Origin of the sequence: Nocardioides speluncae (assembly GCF_003121585.1) — a bacterium.
GTDB lineage: Bacteria > Actinomycetota > Actinomycetes > Propionibacteriales > Nocardioidaceae > Nocardioides > Nocardioides speluncae.
The window spans coordinates 62,831-73,150 of record NZ_QEOO01000038.1; the positions used below are offsets into that span (position 1 = coordinate 62,831).

Consider the following 10,320-nt stretch of genomic DNA (forward strand, 5'->3'; position numbering starts at 1 on the left):
GTCAGGACTCGAGGCGAGGAAGCGGGTGGACGTAGGCGGTGGCGCCGCGGATCTCGAGCACGTCGACGGTCTCGCCTGGCTCGATGATCAGGCTCTCGTCGTAGGGCTTGGCGGACCAGGTCTCGCCGGCGAGCTTGATCCGGCCGGTCTCGTGACCGGTGATCCGCTCGGTCACGATCGCCTGCTTGCCGACCAGCTTGGTGTGGCCCAGCTGCAGGTCAGGACCCTGGTGGAAGCGCTTGACGATGTTGGGGCGGACCAGGGCCAGCATCGCCAGCGAGGCGCCCGACGCACCGAGGACCTGGACGACGATCGGAGCGTCGAAGGCGGCGAGGCCCATGCCGACCAGGGCGCCGGCGGCGAGCATCAGCAGGATGAAGTCCATGCTGAACATCTCCAGCACCGCAAGGAGCATGGCCAGGCCGAGCCAGGTCTCCCACATGTGGTCACGCAGCCAGTCCATGCGGAAACCCTAGCCCTCTGTGCCGACAACCGGTGACCGGGTCAGACGGTCTGCCGACGGGTACGACGGCGGGCTGCCCAGCGACCCTCGTCGAAGCTCAGGACCAAGGGCATCCCAAAGGTCGCCGACAGCGTCGCGGTCGACACGACCTCCTCGATCGGGCCGGACGCGATCAGCTCGCCGCGGCGCAGCATCAGGGCGTGGGTGAAGCCCGGTGGGATCTCCTCCACGTGGTGCGAGACCAGGACCGTCGCGGGCGCCTCGGGGTGCCCTGCGAGCACCGACAGCGTGGACACAAGGTCCTCACGGCCACCGAGATCGAGGCCGGCTGCCGGCTCGTCGAGGAGCAGCAGCTCCGGGTCGCTCATGAGGGCCCGCGCGATCTGTACCCGCTTGCGCTCCCCCTCGCTGAGGGTGCCGAAGCTCCGTTCCAGCAGCTTCCCGACGCCGAGCTCGATGAGCAGCTGCTGGGCGCGCTCGTGGTCGGTCCCGTCGTAGCTCTCCCGCCAGCGCCCGACCACGCCGTACGACGCGGACACGACGAGGTCCTGGACCCGCTCGTGCCGCGGGATCCGCTCGGCCAGGGCGGCGCTGGTCAGGCCGATCCGCGGCCGCAGCTCGAAGACATCGACCGTGCCGAGCGTCTCCCCCAGGATCTTCACCACGCCGGCCGTCGGGTGGGCCTGGGCGGAGGCGACCTGCAGAAGGGTGGTCTTGCCGGCGCCGTTCGGTCCGAGGATCACCCAGCGCTCGTCCTCCTCGACGGTCCAGTCGATCCCGTTGAGCAAGGTGGCCTGGCCTCGGCGCACGGTGACACCGGTCAGCTCGAGCACAGGTGTCATGGCGAGAACCATAGCGACAGGGTGTATAAGGTCCCGCACCCACTCGGGGGCCCCAGTCGACCGCTAGATGAGTGATTCCAGGGGGTCGTGCATGCGAGCGTCGTTCAGCGCGTGCGCTGGCAAGGCGCCGGAGCGAAGGCGGGCCGGCGGCCCGTCGAGCGACGGCAACGCCGCCAGCGTGCGTGATGAACGACGCGCAGCGCGCGAGCCCCTGGAATCACTCATCTAGGCTGGGCTCCCGTGACCCCGCTGCTCCTTCCGGACTCGGCACGCCTGGCCTGGTGGTACGCCGCGTGGCTGCGCGGCGACGTCGCGCCCGACGACGTGGCTGACGCGGTCGTCGCCGACGACGCGGGCCACCACATCGCGGACCTGCCCGGCCACGACGAGCTGACCCCACTCCTGCTCGGCCTCGGGACGCTGCGCAACCTGGGTGCGACAACCGCGGGCCTCGCCTATCCCGCCGAGGGCGACCCTGTCGGCCTGGGCGGACCGGCCGAGTTCAACGTGGCAGCACTCGACCAGGGTGAAGCGGTGGTGCTCCCGGGATCCGGCCTCGGCCTGGTCCCGGTGCGCGCCGGCCGTGGCGTCGTGTGGCTCTGTCTGCCGGCCCGGTCTCGCCAGCTGATTGACCTCGGCGAGGCCGGCCGCGGCTACCGGGCCGCGGTCCTGGAGGCGGCGAACCGGCTCGCCGGCCTCGACGTCGCCCGCTGGCGGCCTGCGGTCGCCGACGCGCTGCTCAACCTCCGTCGAGCCGCCGTACCCGTGGGGCCACCGGGCACGCCGACGGCCGCCGTCGCGCTGGCCGGCCGCGGCGTACACGGGCTGGCGCTGGTCGATCTCGCTCTCGAGGACGACGGTGCGGCGGTCAGCGCCCAGCAGGCCGACGAGCGGCGCGCCGCGCTGCTCCCCCTCGCGGCTGCGTCCCGACGGGCGCTGGTGGCGGCGTGCTCGCCCGAGGCCTGGCCGGACGAGGCACCGTCCACGCCGTGAAAGCGTTCACCTCAACACCCCCTTGCGGGGATAACCTCGGCACGCGATGACCGACGAGTCGAAGACCCTCCTCATCACGCTGACCGGCAAAGACCGGCCAGGCGTCACCTCGGCGATCTTCGCCACCCTCGCCCAGGCCGGGGTCGAGGTGATCGACATCGAGCAGATCCTGCTCCGGCGGCGCCTGGTGCTCGGCGTCCTGGTCACCGCTCCCCGGGACTGGAAGCGGCTGCGCAAGGCGATCGAGGACGTCGCCGCCGAGCTCGGCATGACGGCCGAGGTGGACCGCGGCACCGGCGACAACAAGTCCCGGATGGAGGGCCGCAGCCACGTCACGGTGATCGGCCTGCCGCTCAAGGCGTCGGCGATGGCCGCGGTCGCCGGCCGGATCGCCGACTGTGGTGCCAACATCGACCGGATCGAGCGGATGGCGCGCTACCCGATCACCGCGATCGACCTGCACGTGTCCGGCGTCTCCCCCGACCGGCTGCGCACGATGCTCGCCGAGGAGGCGGCCCGGCAGGGCATCGATGTCGCCGTCCAGCCCGCGAACCTGCTGCGCCGCGCACTGCGCCTGATCGTGATGGACGTCGACTCCACGCTGATCCAGGGCGAGGTGATCGAGATGATCGCCGCGCACGCCGGCTTCGAGGACGAGGTGGCGCGGGTGACCGACGCCGCCATGAACGGTGAGCTCGACTTCGAGGAGTCGCTGCGCTCCCGCGTCGCGTTGCTGAAGGGCGTCGACGCGGCAGCCCTCAACGATGTGTACGACGCCATCGAGCTCGCGCCGGGCGCCCGGACCATGGTGCGCACGCTCAAGCGGCTCGGCTACCGGTTCGCGATCGTGTCGGGTGGTTTCAGCCAGATCACCGACCGGCTCGCCGACGACCTCGACATCGACTTCGCGCGCGCCAACGAGCTGGAGATCGTCGACGGCAGGCTGACCGGCCAGATCCTGGGCGACGTCGTGGACCGGGCCGGCAAGGCGCGCGCGCTCCGCGAGTTCGCCGGACTGGCCGGTGTGCCGGAGGCGGCCGTGATCGCGATCGGCGACGGCGCCAACGACCTCGACATGCTGAACGCGGCCGGGCTCGGGATCGCCTACAACGCCAAGCCGCTGGTCCGCGAGGCGGCCGACACCGCCGTCAACGTCCCATACCTGGACGCGATCATCTACCTGCTCGGGATCTCCCGCGAGGAGGTCGAGGCGGCCGACGCGGAGGCCGGCATCGTCACGCCCGCCCCGCCGCTCCTCTAGCCGCTAGCCGCGCCCGACGTAGAAGCCTGTCACCCGGGCGGTGCCGTGCTCCAGCGCGGCCCACTCGCCGTCGTACTCGAACACCGTGAGCGCGCTCGTCGGGTAGCCCTCGCTGATCGACGCGATCGCCGCCGCGGAGCCCTCGCCGTCGTCGAGCAGCTGCGCGAGATAGGCGGCGGTCGGGTTATGGCCGATGAAGATCACGCTCTCCGCGGAGGCCGGCGCGAGGCGGATGATGTCCAGCGTCGACTCTGGCCCGGCGTCGTACAGCGCCTGGTCGTACGTCGCCTCCGTCAGCCACCCGGCAGCCGCAGACACGGCCTCCCAGGTCTGCCGCGTGCGGGCAGCGTCCGAGACCAGCGCCAGGTCCGGGACGACGTCGTGGTCCGCGAGCCACTCACCGGCGGCGGTGGCGTCGGCGCGGCCGCGCGCGCTCAGCACCCGGGCGTGGTCGGTGTCGGCGAACGGCTCGGCCTTGGCGTGACGCATCACGACCAAAGTGCGGGGAGACTCGGGCACGGGCACACTCTCCCACCACCCCTGCGGGGAGCCAACTGCATTGACCGCCTTCGGCGGGCGAACTTTCTTTCGCCTAGGCAGGCTCGCTGCGCTCGCGCCTAGGCGCCCATCGCGTGGAAGCCGCCGTCGACGTGCAGGATCTCGCCGGTCGTGGCGGGGAACAGGTCGGACAGCAGCGCGACCACGGCCTTCGCGGTCGGCTCGTGGTCCTTCTCATCCCAGCCCAGCGGCGCGCGGGTGCTCCACATCGACTCGAGCTCCTCGAAGCCGGGGATCGCCTTCGCCGCCAGGGTCTTCAGCGGACCGGCGCTGACCAGGTTCACCCGGATCCCCTCGGGACCGAGGTCGCGCGCGAGGTAGCGAGAGCACGACTCCAGGCCGGCCTTGGCCACGCCCATCCAGTCGTACGCCGGCCACGCGACCGTGGCGTCGAACGTCATTCCGACCACCGAGCCGCCCTCGGACATCAGCGGCCGGCATGCCTGGGTCAGCGACATCAGCGAGTACGCCGACACCTGGACCGCCTGCGCCACGTCCGGCCACGGCCCGGTCAGGAACTTCCCGCCGAGCAGCGTCTCCGGGTTGCCGTAGGCGATCGAGTGGACCACGCCGTCGAGGCCGTCGACGTGCTCGCGGACCGCATCGGCGAGGCCGGCCAGGTGCTCCTCGTCGGTGACGTCGAGCTCGAGCACCGGCGGCTCGGTCGGCAGCCGCTTCGCGATCCGCCGGGTGATGCCGAGCGCCCGGCCGAAGTTCGAGATCAGCACGGTCGCGCCCTGCTCCTGCGCGTACTTCGCCACCGCGAAGCCGATCGAGGAGTCCATCGTGACCCCGGCGACCAGGATCCGCTTGCCGTCGAGAATGCCCATGTCAGTGTCCCATCCCTAGCCCGCCGTCGACGGGGATAACCGCTCCGGTCACGTACGCCGCCGCGTCGGACGCCAGCCAGACGACGGTACCCGCGATCTCCTCGGGCGCGGCGTACCGTCCAAGCGGCACCTGCGCCTTGATCGCGTCCTTCTGCTCGTCGGTGAGCACGCCTGTCATGTCGGTCTCGACGAAGCCGGGGGCGACCACGTTGGCGGTGATCGAACGCGAGCCGAGCTCGCGCGCCAGCGAGCGGGCCACCCCGACCAGGCCGGCCTTGGACGCGGCGTAGTTGGCCTGGCCGGCCGAGCCGAGCAGCCCGACCACCGAGGAGATGAAGATCAGCCGGCCCTTGCGCTGGCGGAGCATGCCCTTCGCCGCGCGCTTGGCCAGCCGGTAGGAGCCGGTGAGGTTGGTGTCGATGACCGAGGACCAGTCGTCCTCCGACATCCGCAGCAGCAGCGTGTCCTTGGTGATGCCGGCGTTGGCCACCAGGATCTCGACCGGCCCGTGGGCGGCCTCCACCGCCGCAAACGCGGCGTCCACCGCGGCCTGGTCGGTGATGTCGCAGCGCACGTCGAGCGCGCCGTCGGGCGCGCCGCCGTTGCGGGTGGTGACCGCGACCTTGTCGCCGGCATCGAGGAAGGCTTGGGCGATCGCGCGGCCGATACCGCGGTTGCCACCGGTCACGAGGACTGATCTGCTCACGCGGAGACGCTAGCGACTACCCCTCGGTAGACATAACGCAGGGTGGGGCGGTCCCGGCCCCACCCTGCGTCGGCATGCCTACCAGCAGTACCGCAGCTTGCGGTCGGCCTCCATGTTGCCCCCGCCCTTGAAGAAGACCTGCGGCACCCAGCCCCACTTGCCACCGTCGCCCTTGGTGTGCGCCCAGTGGTCGTTGTAGTAGCTGCCGTACCGGAAGACCTCGATGTTGGTCAGCTGCGCCTGGCACTCGTACCAGTCGTCACCCGGGGCATAGATGGTGTCGATGACCTGACGGGTGTAGATGTCGTAGACCGGGATCCGGCGGTCACCCCACGGGCCGCCGGCCGGGCCCCAGTCGGGACAGGTCTGTACCACCTTGTTGACACCGGCGTGCCACCATTCGCCGAGGCACGGTGTCTCGTCGTACTGGATCGCCGCGGGTGCGGCAGCACCGACGCGCAGCTCCCTGTCGTCCGGTGTCGCGGCGGTGGCACCGGCGGTCGTCGCGAATGCGACGAGCGTCAGTGCCAGTGCCGCGAACGTGCGAGCGATGCGACTCAGGTTCATCCTCAGCTCCCCTTTGCGTTGTGCCCGTCCGTACCGTTGACGGAGTCGGACTCGGGTCACTGACGCTAGAGATGCTGTCTGTCGAGGTTCTGTCTGGAAGCTTTCTGATCGGATAGATCGGCGACAGGAGTATCTGCGGCACCAACACGCTGCTCCATGTACTTCGGATCGACGACGACGCTCGGGCGGAGGATCGGTGACACAGCTGGCGACTGCACGGCCCCAGATCGAGGTTCGACTGCTCGGCCCGCTCGAGGTCGCCGTCGACGGCGCCGAGGTGGAGGTTCGGGGCAGGCGCCCGCGCACCCTGCTCGCCATCCTGGCTCTCTCAGCCGGCAAGCCGGTGTCGGCGGACGCCTTGATCGACCGGCTCTGGAACGCAGCGGACCTGCCCGGCAACGCCCGAGCGAGTCTCCAGACCTACGTCCTCCGGGTCCGCCAAGCGCTCGGCCGCGGCGCCGTCAGCACGACATCGGGCCACTACGTCCTCAACGTCGAGCCGGACCAGGTCGACGCGCTCCGCTTCCTGCGCATCGTCGAAGCCACCAGCAACCAGGACCCCGAGCCGCGCCTGCACGAGGCGATCCGCCTCTGGCGCGGTACACCTTTCGACGAGCCGCTGTCCGACTGGCTGAGCGAGCAAGCCGCGCCCCAGCTGGTCGAGGCCTATCTGACCGCTCTTGAACAGCGGGCGGCTCGCGACATCGCGGCCGGCCGCGCGGCCGATAGCCTCGGCGATCTTCGCGAGCAGGCGGCCCGCTTCCCGCTCCGCGAGTCACTGTGGGCGAGCCTGCTCGACGCGCTCGCCGCGGCAGGCCGGCCGGCCGAGGCGATCGAGGCGTACGACGCGATGCGGCGCCGCCTCGCCGACGAGCTCGGCGTCGACCCGGCCCCGCGGCTGCAGCGCATCCACGCCGAGCTGCTGGCCGGTGTCGCGCCGCCGGAGCCGGATCCGGGCGTGGGCACGGTGCCGCAGCAGCTACCGGCCGGCCCACGCGGGTTCACCGGCCGCAAGCAGGAGCTGGACCGGCTCGACGCGCTCGCCGCTGCCGACGGCCGGGACGGGTCGCCGGTGATCGTGGTCCACGGCACCGGGGGCATCGGCAAGACCACGCTGGCGGTCCACTGGTCGCAGCAGGTCCGCGAGCGCTACCCGGACGGCCAGCTCTTCGTCGACCTGCGCGGCTTCGGGCCGGCCTCGCCGATGTCACCCGAGCAGGTGCTCACCGAGCTGCTCGGTAGCCTGGGCGTGACCGCCGACCGGGTGCCCTGTGGGCTCGAGGCCGCGAGCGCGCTGTGGCGAACCACGCTCGCCGGCCGCCGGGTGCTCGTCGTACTCGACAACGCGCGTGACCTGCAGCAGGTCCGGCCGCTGCTTCCGGGACCCGGCTGCGCTCTGGTGATCACCAGCCGCAGCCAGCTGCGTGGACTGGTGGCCCGTGACGGTGCCGCCCAGGTACCGCTGGACCGGCTGCCTCGCACCCAGTCGGTCGCGATGCTCAGGACCAGGCTGAAGCACCAGGCCCTCGCTTTCCCGGACGCCTGGCTGAGCGAGCTCGCCGGGCTGTGCGACGACCATCCGCTGGCGCTCGCGGTAGCCGCCGAACGGTGTGGGCGGGCCTCGGGCAGTGCCCACGACGACCTGCTCGACGAGCTCCGTGGCGAGGCGGCGCGGCTAGACACTCTGCAGGCCGGCGAGGACCCGGAGTCGGACCTGCGCGCGGTCTTCTCGTGGAGCTACCACGCCCTCGATGAGGATGCCGCACGCCTTTTCTGCCTGCTCGGGCTCCACCCGGGCGGCGGTGCCAGCCTGCCGGCAATCGCCGCGCTCGCCGGGTCGTCGGTCGCGCAGACCCGCCGGCTCACCGACCGGCTGGTCGACGCCAACCTGCTTCGTCCGCTCGGCGCCGACAGGTTCGTGCTGCTCGACCTGCTCCACGAGTACGCCGTGGAGCTCGCCGCCGAGCTGCCCATCGCCGAGCGTGAGCGAGCGGTGGCGCGGCTTGCCGGCTGGTGCCTGCACTCGGTCGTCAGCGCCAACGTCGCGATCACCGGCGACGACGCGGCACTGGTCGCGATCGGCGACCCGGAGCCCGGTGTCGAAGCACTGAGATTCGCCGACGAGGCGCAGGCACGTGCCTGGCTGGACACCGAGTGCCCGGTGTTCAGCCTGATCGTGCCCCGCGCGGTGGACGCCGGCAGCGGCGTCACGGCGTACCGGCTGGTCGTGAAGCTGTTCACCTACCTGCTGCACAGCCGGCCACCCGGCGAGGCGCTCGAGCTCCAGTCGGCCGCGCTCACCGCCGCCGACCGGGCCGGGGAACGCCTCGACGCGGCTTTCCTACGCAACCAGCGCGGCACCAGCTGGGCCCGGCTCGGTGAGGCCGCGAGCGCCCGCCGTGACTTCCTCGACGCCCTGGCCGTCTTCGACGAGGTCGAGCACGCCGTGGGCCAGGAGATGGCGATCAACAACCTCGCACAGCTGCTGGCCAGCATCGGCGCGTACGACGAGGCGCTGGCCTGGTTCGAACAGGGCCTCGCGCTGGCCGAGCGGCTCGGTCGCTCACGAGGCCTGGTGACCGCGCTGCTGGCACTCGGCGACACCTATCACCGGATGGGTCGCTACGCAGAGGCCGAGTCCTGCGCGGTCAGCGCGCTGGCGATCGCCAAGGTGTACAGCCCGGCCGACGAGCGTTCCTTCGCACAGTCCCAGCTCGGTGCGGCCAAGGCGTCCCTCGGTCACTTCGACGAGGCCGAGAGGCACCTCCGGGACGCGCTGCGGCATCAGCAGCAGGTGGGCACCGGCGCCGCCGCGGTGTCGCTGCGCCGGCTGGGCGCGGTTGCCCGCGACACCGGGCGGCCGGACCTGGCCCGGACCTGCTGGCTGAACGCGCTCGCCATCGTCGACGAGGTCGGCATCCTCGACGCCACCGAGCTGGTCCGCGCCGACCTGCTCCACGACCTCGCCGACCTGAGCGGGCTCAGCTCCTGGCTCGGCTCCGGGCTCAGTCGTCCTCGAGCCTGAAGCCGACCTTGAGGCCGACCTGGAAGTGCTCCACGGAACCGTCCTTGACCTGTCCGCGGATCTGGGTGACCTCGAACCAGTCGAGGTGGCGAAGGGTCCGGCTGGCCCGTTCGATGCCGTTGCGGACCGCCTGGTCGATGCCCTCGGGCGAGGTGCCGACGATCTCGGTGACGCGGTAGGTGCGGTTGCTCATCGGGCACTCCCGGTGGTCGGCCCGGCGGGCTGCCGGGCGTGCCTGTCGAGCCTAGTCCCGCTGGGCTGGACGCCTGCGCACCCGGCGTACAGTGGGCAGTATGGCTGGACGGGACGAGCGAGACGACGCACCCGTTCGAATCACCACGGCGGCGCCGAGTCGCGCCGAGGACATCGCCAAGCGGCAGCGGCGCTACGTCATCTCGATGGTGATCCGTACGCTCTGCTTCGTCGCTGCCGTGGTCGTCGGCCCGGGCTGGTTGCGGTGGGTGCTGGTGGCCGCTGCGCTCTTCCTGCCGTACGTCGCCGTGGTGATGGCCAACGCCGTCAACAGTCGCGACGAGGAGTTCAACCTGGTCTCCGGAACGACGCCACACCCGGAGCTGGAGACACCGGAGACTCGCCAGATGGACCGACCCTAGACTTCGTTGGAAATCCGGCGCAGTCATGCAACAATCAACTTAGTGAGCTCAGCCTCCCCCGTCTGAGTTCGCTCTTGCAGTGCCGGACGGCTTCCCCCGTGGCCGTCCGGCACTGCGCATTTCAAGACCGAGTACCCACCATCGGAGAGGCGATGACCGAGGACGCCGCCGAGCCAGTGATCTGCTCGGCGAAGGGTTGCCAGCAAGACGCCGTCTGGGCGCTGCTCTGGAACAACCCCAAGCTGCACACCCCCGACCGTCGCAAGACCTGGTTGGCGTGCGCCGAGCACCGCGACTCGCTGTCGGACTTCCTGGGCGCCCGCGGCTTCCTGCGCGAGGTCGAGCCCGTCTAGCCGCAACGCCGTCAACTTAAGGCTGGCGCTGAGGAGTCAAGGCTCGTTGGCGGCGTGTCGTCGCCGTGGCGCAACAGAGTCCCGGGGTAGAGAGGCAACAACCACGAA

Annotated in this window: 12 protein-coding genes; 5 read left to right on the forward strand and 7 right to left on the reverse strand. The window is 71.1% G+C overall.

Annotated features, from left to right (window positions below; translation table 11 throughout):
- Position 1 precedes the first annotated feature (1 nt).
- Both DDV73_RS22235 and DDV73_RS22240 read right to left on the reverse strand, forming a co-directional pair.
- Positions 2-463: an NfeD family protein gene (locus DDV73_RS22235; protein ID WP_109509452.1), complete on the reverse strand. Its 462-nt coding sequence runs from the start codon at positions 461-463 to the stop codon at positions 2-4.
- A 41-nt stretch (positions 464-504) separates the two neighbouring features.
- The gene (locus DDV73_RS22240; protein WP_109509453.1) at positions 505-1,305 is read right to left on the reverse strand and encodes an ABC transporter ATP-binding protein; all 801 of its coding nucleotides are present in this window, start codon (positions 1,303-1,305) and stop codon (positions 505-507) included.
- Positions 1,306-1,545: 240 nt separating this feature from the next.
- Between DDV73_RS22240 and DDV73_RS22245 the strand changes: the two genes are divergently transcribed.
- Together DDV73_RS22245 and serB are read left to right on the forward strand one after the other, a co-directional pair.
- Positions 1,546-2,298 (forward strand): hypothetical protein, encoded by a 753-nt coding sequence (locus tag DDV73_RS22245; RefSeq protein ID WP_109509454.1) that lies wholly within the window; start codon positions 1,546-1,548, stop codon positions 2,296-2,298.
- 46 nt (positions 2,299-2,344) lie between these two features.
- Positions 2,345-3,559, forward strand: a complete 1,215-nt coding sequence (gene serB, locus DDV73_RS22250) for a phosphoserine phosphatase SerB (RefSeq protein WP_109509455.1) — start codon at positions 2,345-2,347, stop codon at positions 3,557-3,559.
- Between the two features lie 3 nt (positions 3,560-3,562).
- On the opposite strand, the gene DDV73_RS22255 is transcribed toward serB, so the two are convergent.
- The 4 genes from DDV73_RS22255 to DDV73_RS22270 form a co-directional block, all read right to left on the reverse strand.
- A complete protein-coding gene (locus DDV73_RS22255; RefSeq protein ID WP_240617423.1) occupies positions 3,563-4,078 on the reverse strand; it encodes a SixA phosphatase family protein in 516 nt (171 codons plus the stop codon).
- A 98-nt stretch (positions 4,079-4,176) separates the two neighbouring features.
- On the reverse strand, positions 4,177-4,947 hold the full coding sequence (gene fabI / locus DDV73_RS22260) for an enoyl-ACP reductase FabI (RefSeq protein ID WP_109509456.1): 771 nt from the start codon (positions 4,945-4,947) through the stop codon (positions 4,177-4,179).
- A gap of 1 nt (position 4,948) precedes the next feature.
- The gene (gene fabG / locus DDV73_RS22265; RefSeq protein WP_109509457.1) at positions 4,949-5,653 is read right to left on the reverse strand and encodes a 3-oxoacyl-ACP reductase FabG; all 705 of its coding nucleotides are present in this window, start codon (positions 5,651-5,653) and stop codon (positions 4,949-4,951) included.
- Between the two features lie 78 nt (positions 5,654-5,731).
- Positions 5,732-6,220, reverse strand: coding sequence for a hypothetical protein (locus DDV73_RS22270; protein ID WP_109509458.1), 489 nt, complete (start codon positions 6,218-6,220; stop codon positions 5,732-5,734).
- Positions 6,221-6,416: 196 nt separating this feature from the next.
- Here DDV73_RS22270 and DDV73_RS22275 point away from each other — a divergent pair, with 196 nt between their 5' ends.
- Positions 6,417-9,245, forward strand: coding sequence for an AfsR/SARP family transcriptional regulator (locus DDV73_RS22275; RefSeq protein WP_109509459.1), 2,829 nt, complete (start codon positions 6,417-6,419; stop codon positions 9,243-9,245).
- Here the strand turns inward: DDV73_RS22275 and DDV73_RS22280 are convergent.
- On the reverse strand, positions 9,226-9,438 hold the full coding sequence (locus DDV73_RS22280) for a dodecin (RefSeq protein ID WP_109509460.1): 213 nt from the start codon (positions 9,436-9,438) through the stop codon (positions 9,226-9,228). The two genes, DDV73_RS22275 and DDV73_RS22280, sit on opposite strands and share 20 nt — an antisense overlap.
- A gap of 100 nt (positions 9,439-9,538) precedes the next feature.
- Between DDV73_RS22280 and DDV73_RS22285 the strand changes: the two genes are divergently transcribed.
- Positions 9,539-9,859: a DUF3099 domain-containing protein gene (locus DDV73_RS22285; RefSeq protein ID WP_109509461.1), complete on the forward strand. Its 321-nt coding sequence runs from the start codon at positions 9,539-9,541 to the stop codon at positions 9,857-9,859.
- 152 nt (positions 9,860-10,011) lie between these two features.
- Positions 10,012-10,212, forward strand: coding sequence for a hypothetical protein (locus DDV73_RS22290; RefSeq protein ID WP_109509462.1), 201 nt, complete (start codon positions 10,012-10,014; stop codon positions 10,210-10,212).
- The last annotated feature ends 108 nt before the right edge of the window (positions 10,213-10,320 follow it).